Annotated in this window: 18 protein-coding genes; 7 read left to right on the plus strand and 11 right to left on the minus strand. The window is 63.3% G+C overall.

Going from position 1 to position 22720, the window contains the following annotated elements; all coding sequences use genetic code 11:
• Nucleotides 1–12: 12 nt before the first annotated feature.
• From BM173_RS00955 to BM173_RS00965, 3 genes are all read right to left on the minus strand, one after another.
• A complete protein-coding gene (locus tag BM173_RS00955) occupies nucleotides 13–1101 on the minus strand; it encodes a CaiB/BaiF CoA transferase family protein (protein ID WP_090476478.1) in 1089 nt (362 codons plus the stop codon).
• A 79-nt stretch (nucleotides 1102–1180) separates the two neighbouring features.
• On the minus strand, nucleotides 1181–2176 hold the full coding sequence (gene moaA / locus BM173_RS00960) for a GTP 3',8-cyclase MoaA (protein ID WP_090476480.1): 996 nt from the start codon (nucleotides 2174–2176) through the stop codon (nucleotides 1181–1183).
• Between the two features lie 23 nt (nucleotides 2177–2199).
• On the minus strand, nucleotides 2200–3381 hold the full coding sequence (locus BM173_RS00965) for a molybdopterin molybdotransferase MoeA (RefSeq protein ID WP_090476482.1): 1182 nt from the start codon (nucleotides 3379–3381) through the stop codon (nucleotides 2200–2202).
• A gap of 196 nt (nucleotides 3382–3577) precedes the next feature.
• Here BM173_RS00965 and BM173_RS00970 point away from each other — a divergent pair, with 196 nt between their 5' ends.
• From BM173_RS00970 to BM173_RS00980, 3 genes are all read left to right on the plus strand, one after another.
• Complete coding sequence (locus tag BM173_RS00970) at nucleotides 3578–4897, plus strand: phosphotransferase family protein (protein ID WP_245755715.1); 1320 nt, start codon at nucleotides 3578–3580, stop codon at nucleotides 4895–4897.
• On the plus strand, nucleotides 4897–6177 hold the full coding sequence (locus tag BM173_RS00975) for an acyl-CoA dehydrogenase family protein (RefSeq protein WP_090476485.1): 1281 nt from the start codon (nucleotides 4897–4899) through the stop codon (nucleotides 6175–6177). Before BM173_RS00970 ends, BM173_RS00975 begins: the two co-directional genes overlap by 1 nt.
• A 191-nt stretch (nucleotides 6178–6368) precedes the next feature.
• Complete coding sequence (locus tag BM173_RS00980) at nucleotides 6369–7748, plus strand: FAD-dependent oxidoreductase (RefSeq protein WP_090476487.1); 1380 nt, start codon at nucleotides 6369–6371, stop codon at nucleotides 7746–7748.
• On the opposite strand, the gene BM173_RS00985 is transcribed toward BM173_RS00980, so the two are convergent.
• The 4 genes from BM173_RS00985 to BM173_RS01000 all read right to left on the minus strand — a co-directional run bounded on the left by BM173_RS00985 (nucleotide 7745) and on the right by BM173_RS01000 (nucleotide 14745).
• The gene (locus BM173_RS00985; RefSeq protein ID WP_090476489.1) at nucleotides 7745–9355 is read right to left on the minus strand and encodes an N-acyl-D-amino-acid deacylase family protein; all 1611 of its coding nucleotides are present in this window, start codon (nucleotides 9353–9355) and stop codon (nucleotides 7745–7747) included. The two genes, BM173_RS00980 and BM173_RS00985, sit on opposite strands and share 4 nt — an antisense overlap.
• Entirely contained in the window at nucleotides 9352–10569 is a 1218-nt protein-coding gene (locus BM173_RS00990) for a M14 family metallopeptidase (protein ID WP_090476490.1), read from the minus strand. The genes BM173_RS00985 and BM173_RS00990 overlap by 4 nt, the downstream gene beginning before the upstream one ends.
• A 23-nt stretch (nucleotides 10570–10592) precedes the next feature.
• Nucleotides 10593–13724 carry a TonB-dependent receptor domain-containing protein gene (locus tag BM173_RS00995; RefSeq protein WP_090476492.1) on the minus strand — a complete coding sequence of 1044 codons (3132 nt, stop codon included), beginning with the start codon at nucleotides 13722–13724 and terminating at the stop codon, nucleotides 10593–10595.
• A 103-nt stretch (nucleotides 13725–13827) separates the two neighbouring features.
• On the minus strand, nucleotides 13828–14745 hold the full coding sequence (locus BM173_RS01000; RefSeq protein WP_090476494.1) for a LysR family transcriptional regulator: 918 nt from the start codon (nucleotides 14743–14745) through the stop codon (nucleotides 13828–13830).
• A 141-nt stretch (nucleotides 14746–14886) separates the two neighbouring features.
• Between BM173_RS01000 and BM173_RS01005 the strand changes: the two genes are divergently transcribed.
• Nucleotides 14887–15732 (plus strand): hypothetical protein, encoded by an 846-nt coding sequence (locus BM173_RS01005; protein ID WP_143089543.1) that lies wholly within the window; start codon nucleotides 14887–14889, stop codon nucleotides 15730–15732.
• A complete protein-coding gene (locus BM173_RS01010) occupies nucleotides 15719–17191 on the plus strand; it encodes an SLC13 family permease (protein WP_090476498.1) in 1473 nt (490 codons plus the stop codon). Before BM173_RS01005 ends, BM173_RS01010 begins: the two co-directional genes overlap by 14 nt.
• Before the next feature lie 18 nt (nucleotides 17192–17209).
• Here BM173_RS01010 and BM173_RS01015 read toward each other — a convergent pair whose 3' ends face one another.
• Nucleotides 17210–17776: a helix-turn-helix domain-containing protein gene (locus BM173_RS01015; protein WP_090476499.1), complete on the minus strand. Its 567-nt coding sequence runs from the start codon at nucleotides 17774–17776 to the stop codon at nucleotides 17210–17212.
• A gap of 74 nt (nucleotides 17777–17850) precedes the next feature.
• Here BM173_RS01015 and tdh point away from each other — a divergent pair, with 74 nt between their 5' ends.
• Together tdh and BM173_RS01025 are read left to right on the plus strand one after the other, a co-directional pair.
• Complete coding sequence (gene tdh / locus BM173_RS01020; protein WP_090476501.1) at nucleotides 17851–18879, plus strand: L-threonine 3-dehydrogenase; 1029 nt, start codon at nucleotides 17851–17853, stop codon at nucleotides 18877–18879.
• Between the two features lie 9 nt (nucleotides 18880–18888).
• Nucleotides 18889–20073, plus strand: coding sequence for a glycine C-acetyltransferase (locus tag BM173_RS01025; protein ID WP_090476503.1), 1185 nt, complete (start codon nucleotides 18889–18891; stop codon nucleotides 20071–20073).
• Between the two features lie 51 nt (nucleotides 20074–20124).
• On the opposite strand, the gene BM173_RS01030 is transcribed toward BM173_RS01025, so the two are convergent.
• From BM173_RS01030 to BM173_RS01040, 3 genes are read right to left on the minus strand one after another with little or no spacing between them, the layout of a single operon-like run.
• The gene (locus BM173_RS01030; RefSeq protein ID WP_090476505.1) at nucleotides 20125–20253 is read right to left on the minus strand and encodes a DUF2474 domain-containing protein; all 129 of its coding nucleotides are present in this window, start codon (nucleotides 20251–20253) and stop codon (nucleotides 20125–20127) included.
• Nucleotides 20253–21248 (minus strand): cytochrome d ubiquinol oxidase subunit II, encoded by a 996-nt coding sequence (cydB, locus tag BM173_RS01035; RefSeq protein WP_090476508.1) that lies wholly within the window; start codon nucleotides 21246–21248, stop codon nucleotides 20253–20255. The genes BM173_RS01030 and cydB overlap by 1 nt, the downstream gene beginning before the upstream one ends.
• Complete coding sequence (locus tag BM173_RS01040; protein ID WP_090476511.1) at nucleotides 21248–22690, minus strand: cytochrome ubiquinol oxidase subunit I; 1443 nt, start codon at nucleotides 22688–22690, stop codon at nucleotides 21248–21250. The genes cydB and BM173_RS01040 overlap by 1 nt, the downstream gene beginning before the upstream one ends.
• Between the last annotated feature and the right edge of the window lie 30 nt (nucleotides 22691–22720).

Genomic DNA, 22720 nt, shown 5'->3' on the forward strand with positions numbered 1-22720 from the left:
ATGCGCGGTCCATTAGCTCCCTTGCGACCAGCGCGCCACCACCTCTTCGCCGTCCTGTGCACTGTCGCGGATCGTGCCCGGCGTGCGGTCGAAGCGCGGAGCGGGCGCCGTGTGCGAGCGACCGCCATGTTCGACGAAAGCACCACGCGCCTTCATGTGCGGATGGTCCTTCGCCTCGTCCAAGGGAACAACCGGCGCGAAACAGGCATCGGTGCCTTCGAGCAGTTTCACCCATTCCGCCTGCGGCTTCGTCTTGAACAGCGCGGCGAGCTTTTCGGTGTAATCGTCCCAGTTCGCCGGGTTCATCTGACCCTCGCGCAGTTCCTCAGGAGCATCCGCGCGCTGGAGCAGTTCGGCATAGAATTGCGGCTCGATCGCCCCGACGCTGACTTCCTTGCCGTCCGCACAAGTGTAGCAGCGATAGAAATGCGCCGCCCCGCCGAGGAGGCCCGCGCCGCGTTCGGTCGTCCGCAAGGCGCTGTGCGGCTGTCCGTAGAAGAAGCTCATCAGGCTGGTCACGCCGTCGACGATTGCCGCATCGACGACCTGTCCCTTGCCGCTGCGTTCGCGTTCGTAGAGCGCGGCGAGAATGCCCATTGCGCAATACATCGACCCGCCCCCGAAATCGCCGACGAGGTTCTGCGGCGGGATCGGCAGTTCGCCCTTCGCCCCGATGGAATCGAGCGCGCCGGTGATGGCGATATAGTTGAGGTCGTGCCCGGCAGCCTGCGCCAGCGGACCGTCCTGCCCCCAGCCGGTCATACGCGCATAGACGAGACGCGGATTGGCTTCGAGCAGCACATCGGGTCCGAGGCCCAGCCGCTCCATCACGCCGGGGCGAAAGCCTTCGACCAGAACGTCCGCATGCTTCAACGCCTCATGGACGAAAAGCTGGCCTTCCTCGCTCTTGAGGTCGACGGCGGCGCGGTGGCGGGCCCGTTCTACGACGGGGTTCATCGGCTGGTGACCCGGGCGCTCGATCCGCACGACTTCCGCGCCAAGATCCGCCAGCATCATGGCCACGTGCGGTCCCGGGCCGATCCCCTGGAACTCCACCACCTTCAATCCGGTCAGCGGTCCATGCGCGGCGTGTTCGGCCATTCTTCTCTCTCCACAATCTCGATTTCTCTCTGACTTGGAGACAAGTCGAAACGGTTCGCAATTGCAACGCTTTTTCCGTTTAGCCTCCGGTAACGCTCATATGGCGGGAGGTCGCAGGCGTATCGGCCGCGATATCGAAGTCGTGCCGCCGGGGCTTGCCCGCCAGCAGCGCATCCATCGCCGCATCGAGCGCGCCCTCGCCGCCTTCACGCATGATATCGCGCAGCTCGACCTTCTGGTCGTGGCCGAGACAGCCATAGACCGTGCCCGTGGCCGCGATCCTTATGCGGTTGCAGGAAGAGCAGAAATTCTCGCTCAGCGGCGTGATGAAGCCGATCCGGCGCCCGGTCCCGGCCACCTCGAAATACCGCGACGGCCCACCGGTCTGATATGTAGTCGGCATCAGGGTCAGCTCGCGTTCGAGAGCCGCGCGCGCGTGCGTAAGGGGCAAGTAATTGTCGGCCCGCTCCCCCTCCACTTCGCCTAGCGGCATGGTCTCGATCAGTGACAAGTCGCAGCCACGCTCGCCGCACCAGCGCGCCATCGACACGAACTCGGTATCGTTGACGCCGCGCATCGCGACCATGTTGATCTTGACCGCGATGCCTGCCGCACGCGCTGCATCGATCCCCTCGATCACGCGCGCCACATCCCCGCCCCGCGTGATCGTGGCAAAGCGCGACGGGGCAAGCGTATCGAGGCTCACATTGATCCGCCTGATCCCGGCATCGAAAAGCTGCTCGGCCATCTGCGACAGGAGCACGCCGTTGGTGGTCAGGGTGAGCTCTTCGAGGCCATCTGCGCGAAGGGCGCCCAGTTCTCTCGCAAGATCGAGGAACCCACGCCTCACCAGCGGTTCTCCACCCGTCAGCCGGATGCGCTTCACGCCGCGAGCGACGAGATGGCGCGCAAGTCCGGCAAGCTCTTCCAGCGTCAAAAGGTCGCGCCGGGGCAGGAACTGCATGTCCTCTGCCATGCAATAGGTGCAGCGCAGATTGCACCGGTCGGTGACCGACATCCTTACGTAGTCGATCCGCCGGCCGAAGCCGTCGATCAGGGGCGCTGCATCATGCATGGCAGGAGAGTAGCTACGCCCGGTCAGAAGTCGAGCGCCTGAATGGACTGCCCTGCCGAAAGACCGCCGGATCCTCCGGTTTGACGCAGGAGCAGATCGGCCTTTGCCAGCAAGGCCTGCGCCCCCGATTGCTGGTTGGCGAAAGGCAGTGCCTTCCCCTTGCTGAACGCGCCGCGCCCGAAATGTTCGCGAGGACCGGGAGCGGGCATGTCCTCCGCCAGTGCGAGCTCTCGCCAGTCCAGCACCTCGTCATAACTCCCGCCCGCAAGCGCAGTGACAAGCGGAGCGAGGAAGAGCCGCGCAGTGACGAGCGCAGACGTCGGGTTGCCCGGCAGGCCGAGAACGAAGCGCTCTCCATCACGCTTGGCGCACCAGACAGGCTTGCCCGGCCGCATGGCGATCCTGGAAAAGAGAGTGCGAAACTTCCCTCCTTCTATCGAACGACTGGCAAAATCGCGCTCTCCCACCGATGCGCCGCCGATCGTTACCAGGACATCGCACCGGTCAAGCAATTGGGCGGCCAGTTCCTCGATGCGCTCGGGATCGTCCGGTGCGACTTCGCTGCCGACGATCGTCGCACCATACTGACGGGCCATCTCGGCAAGGGCCGGCGTGATGCTGTCGGGCAAGGCGCCGGGACGGTCGCTAGCTGTGCCGGGCGCGACAAGTTCATCTCCGGTGGCAAGAAATGCCACCCGCGGTGCCCGCCAAGCCCAGATCTCTGCGCAATCGGCGGCGGCGGCAGCGACCAGTTGCCGTGGCCCCAACCGTGCCCCCGCCTCCAGCAAGGTCTCGCCTTCGCGAAAGTCCGAACCTTGGGCGCGGATGTGCCGCGCCTCGCCAAATTCGCCGACGATCTCGAGAGCATCGCCCCGAGTCTCGACGATCTCCTGCACCAGCACGCGATCGGCCCCTTCGGGAACCGGGGCGCCGGTGAAAATGCGGACCGCTTCGCCCTTCGACATAGCCCGCGGCGCCTGCGAACCGGCATAGGATTTGCCCACGATGCGCAAAGGTCCGGTAAGGTCGGCATTGCGCACGGCATACCCATCCATCGCGGAGACATCGAAACGCGGTGCGTCTATGCGGGCCTCGACGGAGCGCGAAAGACGCAGCCCGGCAGCCTCCCCGATCGCGACCAGCACCTCTTCCAGGGGCCCTGCCGCTTCGCGCAGGATCGCGCTGGCTTCGTCGAACGATATCAAGATGTCGGCCCGACCGCGGCAGGGAAAGCATTTTTCAGCTGGCGATCGGTCATTCGCTTTCTCTTCATCCCGCTTCGTTAACGCCCCACCCCTAGCGAAGGGAGACAGCCATGCAACCGCGCGAGACCATCCTTGAGGGCACGGCAGTCATGGGGCACATACACCCACTATGGACCAAGGGGGAAAATCGGACGCAATGCAGACGGGACTTGAACAGGCGTGCGCACGCCTCGGCCTTGGAACGCCCGACGAAGCGAAACGCCTGACCGGCGGCGCCACGATGGAGAGCTGGCGCTTCAACGCGGGCGGCAAGGACTACGTCTTGCGCCGCGCGCCGAGCATGGCGTTCATGACCGAGCGCCCGTTCGGCCACGCCACCGAAGCGGCGATCATCGAGGCCGCTCGAAAGAAGGGAGTAACCGCGCCCCGCATTGCCGGTGTCCTGGAGGAAAGCGACGGCCTTGGCTCCGGCTTTATCATGGAAGCATTACCCGGCACGCCCGATCCACGCGCAATCCAGTCGATGGACGCACCGCGGCAAATACTCGTCGAGGCTGCCGGAGATCTCGCCCGCATCCATTCGCTCGGGGCTGGCGACCTTCCGGACGATGTCCCCGTCATGGAATATGCCGAAGCGGTGGCGAACCTGCGCCAGCAATTCGAGGATGCAGGCGGCGACAGGCCGATCATTGCCCTGGGCCTGCGCTGGCTGATGGATAATCTGCCCGGTCCGGTCGAGCCGGTTCTCAATCATGGCGATTTCCGGCTCGGAAACCTGCTTGCCGAGGACAGCCACCTGACCGGTGTGCTCGACTGGGAGCTGGCGCATTTCGGGGACTGGCACGAAGACCTCGCCTTCGGCTGCATGGCCGTGTGGCGTTTCGGTGGTTACCAGCATCCGGCTCTCGGCCTCGGCTCGCTGGAAGATTACTTCTCGGCATATGAGGGGGCTGGCGGCAGGACCGTCGATCCGGCCCGCTTCCGCTTCTGGACTGTCTATCGCACCGTCTGGTGGGCGCTGGGCTGCCTCAAGATGGCGAGTTACTGGCGCAGCGGTGAAGACCGCATGCTGGAACGCGTGGTAATTTCGCGCCGGACCAGCGAGCAGGAACTGGACCTCCTGCTGTTGCTGGAAGAGGATGCACCGGAGGACGAACGCGGCCAGTCGATCGCTGCGCCCGAAGCGCCCAAGGCGCAGGGAGAAGCGACCAGCGGTGAAATCGCAACGGCGATCTCGGAATGGCTTGCGACGATCAAGGACCGCATGGAAGGACACGACCGCTTCCAGCTCGCGGTCGCCCGTAACGCTTTGGGCATGATTGCCCGGGACGATGCGCTCATGCCGGTCGAAGGGGATGCCGAGCTTGCCGAGGCACTGCTGCAAGGCGAAATCGATCTCGCGTCCCCCGGCCTGCTCGCCGAATTGCGCGAGATGGCCTTCGCAAAGCTTTCGGCGGATGTGCCAAAATACCCCTCGCTCGCGGTGGCGCGGCGCCAATGGATCGGAGACGATTGATGGATTTCACGATTCCGCACGACCTTGAGGACTACTACGCCGAACTCGTCTCCTTCATCGAGGCGGAGATCGAGCCGCTGGTCGCGAAGGACGACAACATCCGCTTCTTCGACCACCGCCGCGAAAATGCGCGCACCGACTGGGACCGGGGCGGCCTGCCGAACCACGAGTGGGAAGACCTGCTGCGCCAGGCGCGCAAAGTGGCGGACGAGGCCGGCCACTGGCGCTTCTCCGCGCCGAAGAAATATGGCGGCAAGGACGGGTCGAACCTATGGATGGCGGTGATCCGCGACCGTTTCGCGCAGCGTGGGCTCGGCTTGCACAACGACCTGCAGAACGAACACAGCATCGTCGGGAATTTCCCCTTCGTCGCCATGTTCGAGACCTTCGGGACAGAGGCACAGAAAGAAGAATTCATTCTCGGCGGTTTCGAAGGCACGCGGCGCGTCGCCTTCGGCCTGACGGAGCCCGACCACGGTTCGGATGCCACCCACATGGAAACCCGCGCGGTGCGCGAAACGCGCGACGGTGTCGACGGCTGGCGGATCAACGGCGAGAAGATGTGGATCACCGGCATGCATGTCGCCACACACTGCGCGCTTTTCGCCCGCACGGACGGTGAAGACGGCGCGGCGCGCGGGATCACCTGTTTCCTCGTCCCCAATCCGACCGAGGGGCTGGAGATCGAAGAGTGGATGTGGACCTTCAACATGCCCACCGACCACCCGCGCTTAAGCTTCACCGATGTCTGGGTGCCCGATAGCGCGATCCTTGGCAAAGAAGGCCGCGGCCTCGCGCTGGCGCAGAGCTTCGTCCACCAGAACCGAATCCGTCAGGCCGCATCCTCGCTTGGCGCGGCGCAATTCTGCGTTGAGGAGAGCGTGAAATACGCGCGGGAGCGCAAACCCTTCGGCGAAGAACTGGCGCGCAACCAGGCAATCCAGTTCCCCTTGGTAGAACTGGCAACGCAATGCGAAATGCTGCGCCTGCTGATCTACAAGACCGCCTGGGAAATGGACAACATGCCGCACGAGGAGATCGAGCGGACGATCTCCGACAAGGTGTCCATGTGCAATTACTGGGCGAACCGCCTGGTCTGCGAAGCTGCCGACCGCGCGATGCAGGTGCATGGCGGCATCGGCTATTCACGCCACAAGCCGTTCGAGCACATCTATCGCCACCACCGCCGCTACCGCATCACCGAAGGCGCGGAGGAAATCCAGATGCGCAAGGTTGGCGCCTATCTGTTCGGCTATCTGGGGCCAAGACGGCAGGGCTAGAACGCCGGACGCTACCCGCAACGAAAAAGGGGGCGACCCGAAGGTCGCCGCCAGGGGGATTTGCTAATCGACGAGGCCCTGCGGTCATTCCACTGCGCCAAGGAATCGGCTTTAAAGGTGACGCTACGGAAGCCGGACCTCTGCATGAAGCGCACTTGCAGACCAGTGCAGAAATTGATGGCCAGAATGATATGCAGCGCGGGCGAAGCTGGAGCGAGAGCACCGTGCACAACATTGGGCGTCCCTGGCGGCGTTCCATCAATGCCGCCAGCCAAGCCATAGATGGGGGCTATGCCAAGCATCACGCCTCGCTCTGGCGTGCTGTTTCCCAAGAGCGCAGGTTATCTCCCATGGGTTCGACGGGGACTGCCATTGTCATCGGCGCCGGGGTGATCGGCGTTACCAGCGCCTATGCCCTCGCACGGAAGGGATGGACGGTGGAACTGGTCGACGCCGCACCTGATGTGGCGGCCGGGGCTTCCCGGGGTAACGGCCGTCAGCTGAGTTATTCGCATACGGGCGCGCTCGCCTCGCCGAGCCTTATCGCGAAACTGCCCCAGCTCGCCCTTGGATACGACCCCGCCTTCCGGCTCTCCCTCAGGCCCGACCTTGCATACGCCCGGTGGCTGACATCCTTCATCTGGCAGTGCCGCCGTGGTGCCTACGTGCGCAACACGCTGGAATGCAGCCGGCTGGCAAGCGAATCCCGCCGCGCCATGGACAGGCTCCTGGACGATCACGCCCTTTCCTTCGGTTTGCGCGATGCCGGCAAGCTGGTCCTGCTGCCCGATACGAAATCGATCGAGGATGCGCGCGCCACATTGCGCCTGACTGCGCAGTTCGGCCAGCCGCAGGACATCGTTTCACGCTCGGTTGCGATAGAGATCGAACCAGCGCTTGAAGGCTTCGCCGCGCAATTCGCCGGCGCCGTCTATGCGCCGCAGGACCAGACGGCAGACTGCGCCCTGTTCTGCAAGCGCCTGCTCGAGACCATCACGGCCGAATACGGAGCCATTTTCCGGGGTGGCATGAGGGCAGTCAGCATTGAGGACGGGAAAGCGGAAAGCGTTGTCCGTTACGCCAATGGCGACGCTCGCTCCGCATCCATGGTCGTCGTGGCAGGCGGGCACGAGGTGAACTGGTTGCTTGCCCCGCTCGGGCACAGGCAAGCGATCGCCCCTATGAAAGGCTATTCCTTTACCGCGCCTGTCGGACGCAAGGCACCAGAAGTCTCAATAACCGACAGTGCGAACAGGCTGGTTTTCACGCGGCTCGAAGACCGGATCCTCGTCGCCGGGCGCGCCGAGCTTGGAGAGAGTTGGGCCGCAGTCGACGCCGACCACCTTCAGGCGATGAAAAGGCAGGCACAGGCGGTCATGCCCAATGTCGCCGACTATTCTGCAAGCGACGAAGGGTGGGCGGGCATTCGTCCGATGACCCCGAATTCGCTGCCGGTTACACGCAAACTTTCTCCTTCGCTGGCAATCAACGTGGGTCACGGCATGCTGGGATGGACGCTGGCGATGGGTTCTTCCAACCGGCTCGCCCAGATCGTAGGTTCGCCCGGCTAACTGTCGCCGTTGCCCTGTGCGCAAGCGGTACGTTTCAGCAAGGGGCGGCCTGGCAGGCTTCCGGTGTACGCGCCTTCGGCAATCACCTGCTCACCATTGACGAAGAGGTGCCGCACGCCAACCGATAGTTCCCGCGGCGCCTGATAGGTCGCTTGCGGGGCGAAAGTAGCAGGATCGAAGATAACGACGTCGGCGGCCATCCCGGGCGCGAGGCGACCGCGATCCTGCAGGCCGATCAGCTTCGCCGTCTGCCCGCTGCTGCGCTCGATGAACCGCGCCAGATCCATGCCCGGCTCGCCCAGGACGAGGTCGCGATAGGCCTTCGGGAAGCTGCCATATTTGCGCGGATGCCCACTCGATCCATCGGAACCAGTCACTACCCAGTCGCGCACCGCGAATGCGGCGATGTCGGCCGTGCTCATATTGAAAGATGCAACGCGGGCATCGCCCTGCATCAGGATTGCAATAGCCGCGTCCACCGGCTCGACCTTTGCAGCCTCTGCATACTCTTGCAGCGTCTGGCCAGTATCGATTTCTGCCTCCCCCAGCCGACCGGTAATCAGGAGCTTGCTTGCCCCGCCCCGTCTCGCAATACCATCGACCATCGCAGCGCGGATGGCTGCGCGGCTTGCGGGCTCTTTGAATCGCTCCCGCAAAGCATCCAGTCCGCCTTCAAGGGCCGATCGCGGGACAAGCGCTGCGCTGATCCGGGTGCCGGACGCTTCCCACGGATATTGATCCGCGGTCACACGCTGTCCCGAAGCACGGGCGTCCTCGATCGCCTCGATCATCTTCGCGCTGTGCCCCCAGACTGCAGGTCCCAGAGCCTTGATATGCGCAATGTGCACGGGGATATCCGCTCGGCGCCCTATCTCCAGCGTCTCCGCCAGAGCGCCGGTGACGGTCACATTGTACGTGCTCTCGTCGCGCATATGCGTGTCGTAAAAGCCGCCCAGGCCGCTTGCCACTCTAGCCAAGGCAACGACTTCGTCGGTCTGGGAATAGGCCTGGGGCACATAATAGAGACCCGCGGAAAAACCCCATGCCCCTTCGCACATGGCACCGCGCAGGCGCGCCTTCATGACAGACATTTCATCCGCGTCGGGCGCGCGATCCTCCTTGCCCAGCACTTCCTCGCGGATGGGGCCGAAGCCCGCGAGGTAGGCCACATTAGTGCCGATGCCTTGCGCCTTCGCCAATTCTGCCTGCGCGGCAACGTCGGGGCTTCCGCCCCCGTCGTTCCCCACCACCACCGTCGTAATGCCCTGAAAAGCGAAAGGCAGGTTGGCGCGGCGGTCCGCTCCATCGGAGGACAGATCGCCGGCCGCATGAGTGTGGGGGTCGATGAACCCGGGGGCAACGACCAAGCCGGTCGCATCGATTTCGCGCGCCGGGAGATATTTTGTTCGTGCGTCGGGGCCGAGGTAGGCGACGAGACCGTCGGAAATGACCAGGTCGTCTGCCGTCGCCGGGCTCCCGGTCCCGTCGTAAACCGTTCCGCCGGTTATGAGCAGGTCGACAGGAACACGCGGCGCATCGTCCGGCAGCGACTGGCACCCCACCAAGATCCCGGCAAGAGCCGGAAGGGCGGCGTTGCCAAGTTTCATGGCCGCTCGGTGGCGAGCAGCTCTTCCATCATCGCTATGGCTGCTTCGCGCCCGATGCGACGGATGAGCGTCCGGTCGGTTTCGTCACCGAGTTCGAATGTCACCGCAGGCACACCGTAGGTATCGAAAGCGTGTGCTTTGGAAATCGGGCGACCGGCCTCGTGTCGAGCATCGCGCGTCACTTCATATCCGCTCATCCGGTCCTGATAGCGGGCCAGCCAGTCGCGCGTGAATAGCGGCGGATCGGTCGGCAGCTCGTCGGGGATCGTATAGAAGATGTCGCGGCCGGTGGAATGAAAGTCGAGGAGCAGGCGCAGGCGCTTGTCCGGATCATGGTCGATAGCAACCAGCACATCGCGCATCAGCTGCGTCTCGGGCTGGGTGAAAGGGCCCCAGTCGCGATTGAGGTCGACCCCGCCGGTGTTATGTCGCCAATGGCCTTTCACCACACCGTCAGGATTGAGGAGCGGGACCGCCGACACGCGGAAACGCTCGCGGAAGCGGCGGGCCAATTCGGTGTCTTCGAGCAAGGTTTCCACGAAGGGGAACATTGCCAATGCACCGGTCACTTCCGGCGGATGCTGGCGACCGACCAGGACCACCTGCTCCCGTGCTGCCGGATTGCCGAGATACATGATCTCGATGGCGCGACCTTCTGCCGAATGTCCTAGCGTTTCGCGCTCGACCATTCCGGTTTCTTCGAGCCCGTCGAGCCATGCATCGTAAGTCGCAGGACCGATAATTTCCTGCGCAGAGACGAACAGCGGCCGTCCGTCGGTGCGGACGGAAAGGCGAGCCATCCTGGTCCCGTCGATCTCAGTCACTTCGACCATGGAAGGATCGAGATACGTCCACTCAACCCCGTCGTAACTGACCTTGGGTTCGTAACGGTGGCCACAGGCGGTGTAATTGAGGTCGATACCTACCACGCGCGGCGCATTGCTGTGCACGCGAAACGAATACCACGCGCTGCAATTTATCGGCGGCGCGTCTTCGGGAGACAGGGTGATGGAAATGCGTCCATCATCTCCCACGCTGCACAAAGCAAGCGCGCCGGCATCGAATGCCGTGTCGATCGCAACCGAGCCGTCGCTGCAACGCGCATCGGCAACCGCAAGCGGCTCCACTGCACGATCAAGTGATGCCGTCCCCGGCGCGACACAGCCGCTAAGCCATATCGCGCCGGCAAGGCATGCGGAAATTCCGCGTTTCATCGCTGTCTCCCGGCTGACGGGCCTTAGAATTCCTTGCGCAGGTCGATCGAGAACTGGCGTCCCCGAGCGCTGTGCAAGCTGCCATAGAACCCGTAGCTTTCATCGGCAATCGGCGGCGCTTCGTTGGTGATGTTATTGATGCTGAAGCGCAGGCGCGTTCCATCGAGAGCGTTGTCGGCCTCGATCTCGTAGCTGATCGATGCGTTCATGGTGAACCAGTCGTCGACCTCGAAAAATTCCGCCGTCTCGTCGTTCTGGGCGCTGGGATCGAAGACCCTGCCGACATAGCGGCCGAACAGGTTTACCCGTACCGGACCGTCGCTCCAGGTGATCGATCCGGAATAGCGCCATTTCGGGCGACCATCGATTTCGAGCAATTCGCCGAAACCCTCGGGCTGGAGGGCAGCGACATCGCTGATCGAAAGTTCCGGAATTGCCTCGAGCAGCGGCGTGAGCTCGGTGAACAGCGGCAGGGCTTCGGGGCCCGCTTCCTGCTCGAAACCGAGCAGGCGCGCTGCGTTGACCTGAATGTCGAAGTCGCCAAAGCCGGTATCGAATTCATAGAAAAGCCCGAAATCGAGGCCTTCCGACGTGCGCTGGTCGAGGTTGCGATAGGGGTTGAGGATCTGCTGGACGTCACCGGCTGGCAGGATCCCCGTCCCCTCGTACAGCGCGATCTGGCCCGCGTCCGGATCATCGCGAACGACGTTCGGGTTGAAGCTGCCCTGCAGGCGCAGGACGAGGTCGAGCAAGAGCGCATTGCGATTGCCGAAGATGCCGATGATGCCATCCTGCTTCACGCGCCAGTAGTCGGCAGTGAGCGTCAGGCCCGGAATGAAGCTCGGCTCGAACACGGCGCCAAGGTTGATGCTTTCCGTTTCTTCCGGCTCCAGCGTTCCGGCTCCGGTCCGGAAGTCGATCGTACCGACCGTGCCGCAATCGGGCACATCGTCTTCATCGCCCTTGATGATCTCTGCGACGCATTCGACAGCCCGGACCACCGAGTTGGAACGCGTCGTCCCCTCGTCGTTGATCTGGATGAGGTTCGGCGCGCGGAAGCCCTGCGAATAGGCGCCGCGCAGCAGCAGGTCGGAGAACGGACGCCAGGCCACTGCAGCCCTCGGCACGAAGGCGCTGGTCGAATCCGAGAAATCCTCGAAGCGGGCGGCGAGCTGGACTTCCAGCTCGTTCACCAGCGGAATGCCCATGTCGGGCGATACGACCGGGATCAGCGCTTCGGCAAAGGCCGAATAGACCTCGCGGCTGCCGCTGGTGTCGGGCGATGGGCTGGACCCGAGGACGTCGCTGCCGAAGAAGTCGCCGTTCACGGCATTGGTGAAGGTGATCGTCCCGTCGAGACGCGGATCGCGGTCATCCTCGAAGGTTTCGCGGCGGAATTCCACGCCGGTCGCAAGACCGACACCGCCGGCAGGCAGTTCGAAGATATTCGCCTTCGAAACCTTGAAGTCGGCCAGCGCGAGCGTGGTCTCGCCCTTGCGGAAGACGTCGACCGTGATCGAATCGATGACCGACTGCGGATTAGGTGTGCAGTCGGCGACATTCGCGCCGAGTTCGCCGGGGAAACAGCCGCCGTTGAAGGGATTGTAGGCCGTCGGATCGGTGCGGTTGATCGCATCCTGAGCAAGGCTGCTCGAAATACGGTTTTCGGTAAGGTCGGTGGTGTTGGCCTGCGAATAGAGGAAGCCGGTGTCGAAATCCCAGCCCCACAGGTCGCCGCGCAGACCGACCACGATGCGATAGGTATCCTTGTCGACATAGCCGCGCCGCGGCCCTGCATCGATGAAGCGATAATCCTCCATCAGAAGCGCGCGCCCTTCGTCGGTCACGCCCGAACCGAGGCCATTGTCCGCACGATTGGGATTGGGCGAGCCGTCCGCCAGCAGGGTAGGTCCGAGCGGGTTCCAGTAAGCGCTCGCCTCGACGCCCAGCGGAACGGCACTGAGCATGGTGCTCTGCTCACGTTCGCGGAAGGATTCCGAGCGGTAGTAGGAGCCCTCGAGATAGGCTTCTACCGACGGGCTGATCTCGTAGCTGAAGAGCGCCTGCGCCGCATAGCGATCCTTCTCCGAGAAGAGGAAGCGATTGGCGCCGAGGTCATGACGCAGGTTGCGATCGATGGTCCCGCCATTGTCAGCGCACAATCCGTTGCCGAGGTCGATGACGCGGCCATCGCTGTCTGCTGCGCCGTTCGGGCCGAAGTTGATACACGGCTGGATGTGGAAGTCATCGTCGCGCAGCGCCGTGGTGTTGGACGATGTGGCGCGCGAGCCCTGGATGTCGAAGGCACCGAAGGGCGAATTGATCGAGCGGTTGTCGAACTGGGTGTCGCCTTCGAACGGTGTGCCGACGAGGAAGGGGCGCAGGTCGCTCGACGCGGAATAATCGCGTGCCGTCGCTCGCAGACCGTTCTCGTGGAAATAATAGCCGTTGAGGGTCAGATTGCCGCGACCGTCCGCGAAATCGAACCCGTAACCGCCGCGCAGCGAATAGCTGTAGAGGCTGGTGCCTTCCGAGGCGCGCCAATTGCCCTGGATGAACCCGCCTGTGCGATTGCCCCGCAGGATTGTGTTCACGACGCCCGCAACGGCATCGGCCCCGTATACGGCCGAGGCACCGTCGCGCAGCACTTCGACGCGGCGGATGCTACCGGGCACGATGGTGTTGGTGTCGGGCGATACGACCGGAACGAAAAGCTCGGTCTGGAAGCCCGGATTGAGCACCATGCGGCGGCCGTTGATCAGCAGCAGGGTGTTGCCCGTGCCAAGCCCGCGCAGGTTGATCGAAGCGATATCGCCGCGTGCGCCGTTGACGCCGCCCGTCGTGTTCTGCTCGTTGAATTCGACACTGCCCGCCTGTGGGATCGCGCGGAACAATTCGTCGCCGGAGGCAGGGTCGATGGCGTCGATAAGCTCTTCCCCCACCACCGTGACCGGCAGGACATCGTCGACCTGCGCGCCGCGGATCTGCGTACCGGTTACGACGATGAGATTTTCGTCTGTCGCAGCAGCGTCTTCAGCGTAAACTTCCTCGTCGTCACCTTCTTCAGTTGATTGCGCGAAAGCGGGCTGCGCCGCGACCAGCGCCAGGGCCGTGCCGCAGAACAGCGCGGACGTAGTCTTGCCACCGAATTTCATAAAAACCTCTCCCCACTGAGCGTCCCGAGACAAAGCTGACGGAATTTCGCCAAAACGGCAATTCCTTTCAGCTAATTTCTCACAAGCTTGGTATAGCGAAAGGTTATGGCTCCCTGGGCTGGAGACTACGGATACCTTCGGCGACCCTTGCGACGACTTCGCGCAAGGCATCGACGGCGGGCGCAACCTTGCCCTCATCGGGGTGGTCGGCCAGCGTGATGGCGTATATCGAATAGCCGGGAAAATTCGACAAAAGGTAACGCTGCAAACCCGCACCAAGGTGGGAATAGGCGGTGAACTGGTCCGTAAGCGCGAGCCCTACCTCCTTGCGCACCAAGGACAGGGCCACGTGATATGTATGGGCGGTCGCGACTTCCTGCGGGACGATCCCGCGATCGTCGAGCTGCTGCCTTATCATCGCGCCCAACGGACCGCTTTCGCTGATGCCGATCATCTCGGCACCGTGCAGGACCTGTTCGCTCACCCCTCCAGGAGAACCGGCGAGAGGTTGCCCGGAAACTATGACCATGCGGCCGTCGCCGACGTGGTGGTTCTGGATGCGCGGATCGTCGACCGGTTCGAACCCGATGCACATGTCGACACGCTTTTCACGCAGCGCCGCTTCTATCTCGACCGAATGCAAAGTCGTCAGCTCGAAGCTGAGATCGGGGTCCTGGTAGCGCAGGTGCGCAACCAGTTCGGGCCCGACGGACAGGCTGAGCGAGGGCAGCACTCCCAGCCTCAGGTGGCCGCCCTTCCTGCTGCGCATGTTTTCCAGCGAACGGTTGAAAGTGGAGAGCCGGGCGTAAATGTCCTCGGCCTCGACGAAGAGCTCATCCGCAGCAGCGGTGGGGATCAGGCGCCCCTTGCGGCGCATGAACAGTGCAAACCCCAACCGGTCTTCCGCATGCCGCAGCACCTTGCTTACCGAAGGCTGCGAAACGTTGAGATCGCGGGCGGCCGCGCTGATCGAGCCAGTCCGATATACATGATAGAAGATTTCGATCTGGCGTAGTCGCATTGGGTCTAATGGCTACGCCTAAAGCCGCTTGGCAAGCTCCATTTCGCCAAGGCGGCGCAGGACGGCTTGCAGATTCGCGCCTCTGCCTGCATCACTCGCGCGGAGCCGTTCGGGAGAGGTCGGCGAATTTGGGGGAGTGCGATGGCGTTTTTACGTGCAGGCTTGCTGGTGCTGTCGGCTGTCACAGCGATGCCGTTCGCCACAGGGTGCGCCCCGCTTGCCGCGCAAACGGCGACCGAGGCATTACCGGCCCCCGCAGTCAGACAGCTGGATGAGGCAACGCCGAAGACGATACTCTTCGTGGGCAACAGCTATTTTTATTACAACGACAGCTTGCACAACCACGTCCAGCGCATGGTCGTCGCTTCAGGAGTGCTGGGCGATGCGGAGCCGTCCTACAAATCCTCCACTATCGGCGGCGCGGCGCTGCGGGATCATGCCGTGTCGCACCTGGTCGATCATGCCAACCTTAGGGTCGATGACCCCTTCGAGCTGGTAATCCTGCAAGGGATAAGCTCCGCCGCCCTAAACGAAGAAAGCCGCAGGCGTTTCAACGAGGCGGCCACAAGGCACGCCGCGACCATCCGCGCCGCCGGTGCGAGACCGGTTTTCTACATGACACCTGCCTATGCGCCTGCGCATCGCCGGTATTCGCCAGAGATGACCGAGCAGACGGCGCGCCTCTACATTGACACTGCAAACCGGCTCGATGCCCTGATCATCCCCGTCGGGTTGGCGTTCGAAGAGGCATTGCGGCGGCGGCCCGATATCGTCCTGCACAAGCCATTCGATTCCTCTCACCCGAGCATGCTCGGCACTTACCTTGCCGCGGCGACGGTCTTCGCGACGCTCTACGGGCAATCGCCGGTCGGCAACCCCTACGACTATTTCGGCGCGGTGAGCGCTGAGGACGCGCTCTTCCTGCAGCAAGTCGCGCAGGATACCGTATCAAGCTTCTTCGGACGGACAGCGAATGACCCAGACTAGCCCGGCCGCCAGCGCCGAACAGCCGCGCGGGTTCAATCCGATCGGCCTCATCGCAGGCCTCGTCGCCTTTGCGGTCTTCTTTTTCGCGTTCAGTCCGGACGAACTGGATCGCCCCGCACAGATCGCCGCCGCAATCGGGGTGCTGATGGCGATCTGGTGGGCCACCGAAGCGGTGCCGCTTCCGGTTACGGCACTCATCCCGATCATCGCATTTCCGCTGGCCGGTATCGCCACGGTCGACGAGGCAGCAGCGCCCTACGCAAATCCTATCATCTACCTTTTCCTCGGCGGATTTCTCGTCGCCCTGGCGGTAGAACGAAGCCAGCTTCACCGCCGCCTGGCCCTCGCGATCTTTCGCCACATGGGCAGCACCGGAAAGGGTCTTGTCGCAGGTTTCATGCTGGCCGCAGCCCTCCTCAGCATGTGGATTTCGAACACCTCGACCACGCTGATGCTGTTTCCGATCGCGGTATCGCTGGCGCTGGTAGTGGGCGAAACTTCCCCGGGATTGAGCGAAAAGGGGAAGCGCGATTTCACGCTCGCCCTGCTGCTGGGCCTTGCTTACGGCGCATCGATCGGCGGTGTCGCCACGCTGGTCGGCACCCCGCCGAATGCCTTCATGGCCGGTTTCCTGCAAAGCGAATACCAGGTGGAGATCCCGTTCGCCCAGTGGATGATGATCGGCGTACCGGTCTCCGTCATCCTGCTACCGCTCGGCTGGCTGCTGCTTACGCGCTTCCTGTTCCCGGTCGAATTCGTGTCGTCTGCCGAAACGATTGCCGAGATGGACCGGCGTCACGACGCGCTTGGAAAGATGACCATTGCCGAAAAGCGCACGGCAGCCCTCTTCGCCCTACTCGTCTTCGGCTGGATCATGCGCAAGCCGCTTTCGGGCCTGCTCGGTATCGAAGGGTTGTCCGATGCGGGCATAGCGATGGCCGTCGCCCTGCTCGCATTCCTGATCCCGAGCGGCGTCGATCGCCACGCGCTCGTCACCTGGGAAGATACGAAGCGCCTGCCGTGGGGCGTCCTGATCCTGTTTGGCGGGGGCCTGTCGCTGGCCGCGGCGCTATCGTCCACCGGCCTCACCCTGTGGCTGGGCCAGCAGCTCGCCCCGCTGGGCGAAATCAATCACATTCTTCTCGTGATTGCGCTGACTACGCTGGTGATCTTCCTGACCGAGCTAACCAGCAATGTCGCGACCACCGCGACCCTGTTGCCGGTCGTTGCGGCGCTGGCGATCGAACTGGGGATCGATCCCCTCATCCTGGTGGTCCCGGTGACTATCGCTGCAAGCTGCGCCTACATGCTGCCCGTCGCCACCCCGCCCAATGCGATCGTCTTCAGTAGCGGTGACGTTGCGATCAAGGACATGATGCGCGCAGGGCTATGGCTCAATATCGTCGCGATCATCCTCGTTTCGATCATCGCGGTCTGGCTCGTTCCGGCAGTCCTCTGACGCAGGGCCCTCGGCGGGTCAGGCGTAGGATACGATTAGGTAGCAGACCGCGTCTTCACCGCCGCGGTTGGCGATCTTGTGCTTGCGGTCGGCGGGGTAATGCGCGGTATCACCCTGCGCTAGCGCGGTGGGCGGCTCTACCCCGACTGCGACTTCGACAGAACCCTTGGCCACGCTGAGCATCTCGCGCGTTCCGGCAAAATGGGCATCGCTGTCGAGTTCGCCCCCCGGCGCGAAGGTGAGCTCGTAGAACTCGACGTTCTTTTCCATGTGTAGCGGGGTCAGCGTGCGCAGGCGGCAGCCGTTCTTCTCGCTGAACAGGGCCTGCTCGTCGTCCGCGTCGACGACTTCGACCAGCGACGGACGGATTTCCTCTTCGATCAAATGCACGATCGACAGGCCGAAGGCATCGGCGATCCGCGCCGCAACCGCGAGCGTAGGATTGGCCTTCCCGCGCTCGATCTGGGAGAGCATCGAACGGCTTACACCGGAGCGTTCGGCCAGTTGGTCGAGAGTGATCTTGTGCGTGCGCCGCATCACCCCCACACGGCGACCGAACTCCTGGCTGATGGCATTATCCGACATGCTGGGACCCTTGTTGCACCGACGCGCTTTTCCAGTATAGAGGCGCCATTCTGATATAGTGACGGAGACGTTTAGTGAAGGCATTGGTCAAGGCCAAGGCGGAAAAGGGGCTCTGGCTCCAGGACGTGCCCGAGCCCGAGGTCGGCTCGAACGACGTGAAGGTGAAGATCCGCAGGACCGCGATCTGCGGCACCGACATGCACATCTGGAACTGGGACGAATGGGCCCAGCGCACGATTCCCGTTCCCATGACGGTCGGTCACGAATTCGTCGGCGAGATCGTCGAGTTCGGCGACAATGTCTCCGGTTTCGAAGTCGGCCAGATCGTCTCGGGCGAAGGACACGTCGTTTGCGGACGCTGCCGCAATTGCATGGCCGGTCGCCGCCACGTGTGTGCCGACAGCCAGGGCATCGGCGTGAACCGCCCGGGTGCTTTTGCCGAATATCTCGTGCTCCCGGCAGCGAACCTTTGGGTGCACCAGCAGGGCATCGACCTCGATGTCGCATCCATCTTCGATCCTTTCGGCAATGCCGTGCACACCGCGCTGCAATTCGACGTGCTGGGTGAAGACGTACTGATCGTCGGGGCCGGCCCCATCGGCATCATGGCCGCCGCCGTCTGCCGTCACGCAGGCGCGCGTCACGTCGTCGTCAGCGATCTCAACGAAGACCGCCTCGCTCTCGCGCGCAAGATGGGGGCAACCGCGACGGTCAATCCCACCAAGCGCACGATCGAGGATATGCAGCGCGAACTCGGCATGGCCGAAGGCTTCGACGTCGGCCTCGAAATGTCTGGATCGCCGGCGGGTTTCGCCTCGCTCATCGACAACATGGCGCATGGCGGCAAGGTCGCGATCCTCGGCCTGCCTGCGGAAGCCCCGAAGGTCGACATGGACAAGGTCATCTTCAACATGTTGACGCTGAAGGGCGTCTATGGCCGCGAGATATTCGAGACCTGGTACAAGATGTCGGTCTTCATCCAGTCGGGCCTCGACCTCTCGCCGATCATCACCCACCGCCTGCCGGTCGACCGCTTCGAGGAAGGCTTCGCCGCCATGGCCTCGGGCGAGGCCTGCAAGGTCGTGCTGAACTGGGATAATTGAGGAAATACGATGAGCCAGCGCTTTTACGAACATCTCGCCCAGGAACTGGAAAGCATAGAGGAACAGGGCCTGTTCAAGTCCGAACAGGAAATCACCTCGCCGCAAAGCGGAACCGTCGACCTCGGATCGCGCAAGGTCGTGAACCTGTGCGCGAACAATTACCTCGGCCTCGCCGATAACGAGGAAATCCGCGCGGCATCGCGCGAAGGGCTCGACACCCACGGCTTCGGCATGGCCTCGGTCCGCTTTATTTGCGGCACGCAGGACATCCACAAGCAGCTGGAACAGAGCATTTCGGACTTCGTCGGCTTCGACGAAACGATCCTCTATCCCTCCTGCTTCGATGCCAATGCGGGCTTGTTCGAAACGCTGCTGACAGCCGAGGATGCGGTCATTTCCGACGCGCTCAATCACGCCAGCATCATCGACGGTGTGCGCCTGTGCAAGGCGCAGCGCTATCGCTATGCCAATAACGACATGGGCGAGCTGGAAGAGCGGCTGAAGGAAGCCGATGCGGCCGGCGTTCGCTTCAAGCTGATCACGACCGACGGCGTCTTCTCCATGGACGGGTTCATCGCCCGCCTCGACGAGATCTGCGACCTTGCCGAGAAATACGACGCGCTGGTCCATTTCGACGATTGTCACGCCACCGGTTTCCTTGGCGAGAACGGCCGCGGCACGCATGAATATCGCAATTGCATGGACCGGGTGGACATCACCACCGGCACGCTCGGCAAGGCGCTGGGCGGGGCAAGCGGTGGCTACACCAGCGCGCGTCCCGAGATCGTATCGATGCTGCGCCAGCGTTCGCGCCCGTACTTGTTCTCCAATTCGGTCGCGCCCCCCGTGGTCGCGGGTTCGATCAAGGCGCTCGAACTCGCCCGCCGCGGCGAACAGCGCGCAAAGCTGTGGGAGAATACCCGCTATTTTCGCGAGAAGCTGGAGGCCGAAGGGTTCGACATCCTGCCGGGCGAGCATCCGATCATCCCGATCATGCTCTACGATGCGAAGGATGCGGCCGATTTCGCCGCCCATGCCCGCGCCAACGGGATCTACGTGACCGCCTTCTCTTTCCCCGTTGTTCCGAAGGGCAAGGCCCGTATTCGCACGCAGATGTCCTCCGCCATCACGCGCGACGACATCGACCACGCGGTGGACGTTTTCACGCAGGCGCGGGCCAGCCTTGGCAAATAAGCGCGGAAACAGCTTGAGTGCTGCCTCGGCTCCAAGCGGAGCCGGGGCAGCTCAGACCTTCAACCAGAAGCGGATGACCATCGCCACAGCGCCCAGGACAGCGACGCTGGCGAGCCAGATCGCGGCCATCCAGGCCAGCCGCTTCCATAGCGGCGACTGCGGATCGGTAGGCTCCGCCATCAGTGGTAGCCTTCGTCCGAGACCTTGCCGCGGAATACCCAATAGGCCCACGCGGTATAGGCGATGATCAACGGCATTGTGATCGCGACGCCGACAAGCATGAAGATCTGGCTTCGCTCGGGCGCCGCGGCGTCCCAGATGGTGAGGCCCGGCGGCACGACATAGGGCCACATGGTAACGCCCAGCCCCAGCATCCCGAACAGGAACAGCGCAATCGAGAGCCAGAAGGGCTTGCTGTTGCGGTCCGTGCCGATCGCCCGCAGCATCGAAACCGCGATGATCGCCGTGATGATCGGCACCGGCGCGGCAAAGTAGATCTCCGGCGCGGTCAGCCAGCGTTCGGCATATTCGGCGTTGAGGAAGATGTTGTAGAGGCTCACCGCTCCCATCAGCACGATCGTGGCGATTGCGGCGCGAAGCGCGAGCCAGCGGGCATGCTTTTGCGCGCCGCCATCGAGCTTCCAGATCAGCCACGTGCTACCGAGCAGTGCATAGCCAGCGACCACGCCCAGCCCGCACAGCAGCGTGTACGGCGTCAGCCAGTCGAACCAGCTCCCGGCATAGGCCCGGTCGACCACTTCGACACCCTGCAACAGCGCGCCGAGCGTCATGCCCTGCGCCATCGCGGCCACCAGCGATCCGCCGAAGAACGCTGCGTCCCAGAACGGCCGGTGTGCCGGATCGCGCCAGCGGTACTCGAAGGCGACCCCGCGAAAGACGAGGCCGAGCAGCATGGCGATGATGAGCGGATAGGTCGCAGGCAACACGACCGCATAAGCCAGCGGGAAGGCCGCGAAGAGGCCGCCCCCGCCGAGCACCAGCCAGGTCTCGTTACCATCCCACACCGGAGCGATGGAGTTCATCGCCCGGTCCCGGCCCTGCCCGACCTTAAGGGTCGGGAACAGGATGCCGATGCCGAGGTCGAAACCGTCCATGACAACATAGGCGAAGACGGCGAAGGCGATGATGAAAGCCCAGATGACGGTCAGGTCCATCACACGTCCTCCTTGTCGGCAGGAAGCGGGTCGTCATGGCCCGGGTTCTGGGTCGGGCCTGGGGTGATACCGGCGGTCCGGATCGGTCCCGTATCGCCGCGTTTGACCCCTGTTTCGCCTACATGCGGGACCTTGCCCATCAGGCGCAGGATGTACCAGACGCCAACGCCGAAGACGGCGAAATAGACAAGGATGAAGGCCAGCAGCGATGCCGCCACAGCCGGTGCGTCCAGCGGGCTCGCCGCATCTGCCGTGCGAAGAAGGCCGTAGATCACGTAAGGCTGCCGTCCGACCTCGGTGGTGATCCACCCTGCCAGCACGGCCACGAAGCCTGAAGGCGCCATGACGAGCGCAGCCCTGTGCAACCAGGGCCAGTCGTAGAGCTTGCGGCGCCACCGCGCTAACAGGCTCCAGGCACCGATGCCGAGCATGGCGAAACCGATCCCCACCATCACGCGGAAGGACCAGAACACGACGCCGACCGGCGGCTCTTCATCGTCAGGGATCGTATCGAGGCCCGCCATGGGCGCATCGAGATCGTGCTTGAGGATCAGCGAGGACAGCTTGGGAATCTGGATCGCGTAGCGGACCGTCTTGGCCTCGCTATCGGGAATGCCGAACAGGATCAGCGGCGCGCCGTCGGGATGGCTTTCGAAGTGTCCTTCCATCGCCATGACCTTCTGCGGCTGGTGCTCCAGCGTGTTGAGGCCGTGCATGTCGCCAGCATAGATCTGCAACGGCGTCACGATCGCCGCCATCCACATCGCCATGGAGAACATCTTGCGGGCGTGCAGGTTGGTGCTGTCCTTCAGCAGGTGCCACGCGCCGACCCCGCCCACGGCGAAGGCGGTCGTCAGGTAAGCGGCCATGACAGTGTGCACCAAGCGGTACGGAAAGCTGGGATTGAAGACGATGTCCCACCAGCTCGGCCCGGGCAGGAATTGTCCGTTCGCAGCGATCTCGTACCCCGTCGGCGTCTGCATCCAGCTGTTCACCGACAGGATCCAGAAAGCCGAAACGAAGGTGCCGAGCGCCACCATGCAGGTCGCCGCGAAATGCAGCTTCTTGCCGACCTTGTTCATGCCGAAGAGCATGACCCCGAGGAAGCCTGCCTCCAGGAAGAAGGCGGTCAGCACCTCGTAAGCCATGAGCGGCCCGATCACCGGCCCTGCCACATCGGAGAACACCGACCAGTTCGTGCCGAACTGATAACTCATCACGATCCCCGACACGACGCCCATCGCAAAGGCAATCGCGAAAATCTTCAGCCAGTATTTGAAGAGGTCGAGATAGATCTGCCGCCCGGTTTTGAGCCACAGGCCCTCGAGCACCATGAGGTAACTTGCCAGCCCGATCGAAAACGCCGGGAAGAAGAAATGGAAACTCACCGTGAAGGCGAACTGGATGCGCGCAAGCATCAGAGCATCGAGAAAATCGAGCATGAAACGGCCTTACATCATTCGGGGCGACGG

The organism is Qipengyuania nanhaisediminis (assembly GCF_900115585.1).
In the GTDB taxonomy this organism is placed as follows: domain Bacteria; phylum Pseudomonadota; class Alphaproteobacteria; order Sphingomonadales; family Sphingomonadaceae; genus Qipengyuania; species Qipengyuania nanhaisediminis.

What these genes read in the sequence shown, in the direction of transcription:
- BM173_RS00955 (WP_090476478.1), bottom strand. Translation starts at nt 1,101, where the DNA reads ATGGCCGAACACGCCGCGCATGGACCGCTGACCGGATTGAAGGTGGTG.
- moaA (WP_090476480.1), bottom strand. Translation starts at nt 2,176, where the DNA reads ATGCATGATGCAGCGCCCCTGATCGACGGCTTCGGCCGGCGGATCGAC.
- BM173_RS00970 (WP_245755715.1), top strand. Translation starts at nt 3,578, where the DNA reads ATGCAGACGGGACTTGAACAGGCGTGCGCACGCCTCGGCCTTGGAACG.
- BM173_RS00975 (WP_090476485.1), top strand. Translation starts at nt 4,897, where the DNA reads ATGGATTTCACGATTCCGCACGACCTTGAGGACTACTACGCCGAACTC.
- BM173_RS00980 (WP_090476487.1), top strand. Translation starts at nt 6,369, where the DNA reads ATGCAGCGCGGGCGAAGCTGGAGCGAGAGCACCGTGCACAACATTGGG.
- BM173_RS00985 (WP_090476489.1), bottom strand. Translation starts at nt 9,355, where the DNA reads ATGAAACTTGGCAACGCCGCCCTTCCGGCTCTTGCCGGGATCTTGGTG.
- BM173_RS00990 (WP_090476490.1), bottom strand. Translation starts at nt 10,569, where the DNA reads ATGAAACGCGGAATTTCCGCATGCCTTGCCGGCGCGATATGGCTTAGC.
- BM173_RS00995 (WP_090476492.1), bottom strand. Translation starts at nt 13,724, where the DNA reads ATGAAATTCGGTGGCAAGACTACGTCCGCGCTGTTCTGCGGCACGGCC.
- BM173_RS01000 (WP_090476494.1), bottom strand. Translation starts at nt 14,745, where the DNA reads ATGCGACTACGCCAGATCGAAATCTTCTATCATGTATATCGGACTGGC.
- BM173_RS01005 (WP_143089543.1), top strand. Translation starts at nt 14,887, where the DNA reads ATGGCGTTTTTACGTGCAGGCTTGCTGGTGCTGTCGGCTGTCACAGCG.
- BM173_RS01010 (WP_090476498.1), top strand. Translation starts at nt 15,719, where the DNA reads ATGACCCAGACTAGCCCGGCCGCCAGCGCCGAACAGCCGCGCGGGTTC.
- BM173_RS01015 (WP_090476499.1), bottom strand. Translation starts at nt 17,776, where the DNA reads ATGTCGGATAATGCCATCAGCCAGGAGTTCGGTCGCCGTGTGGGGGTG.
- BM173_RS01025 (WP_090476503.1), top strand. Translation starts at nt 18,889, where the DNA reads ATGAGCCAGCGCTTTTACGAACATCTCGCCCAGGAACTGGAAAGCATA.
- BM173_RS01030 (WP_090476505.1), bottom strand. Translation starts at nt 20,253, where the DNA reads ATGGCGGAGCCTACCGATCCGCAGTCGCCGCTATGGAAGCGGCTGGCC.
- cydB (WP_090476508.1), bottom strand. Translation starts at nt 21,248, where the DNA reads ATGGACCTGACCGTCATCTGGGCTTTCATCATCGCCTTCGCCGTCTTC.
- BM173_RS01040 (WP_090476511.1), bottom strand. Translation starts at nt 22,690, where the DNA reads ATGCTCGATTTTCTCGATGCTCTGATGCTTGCGCGCATCCAGTTCGCC.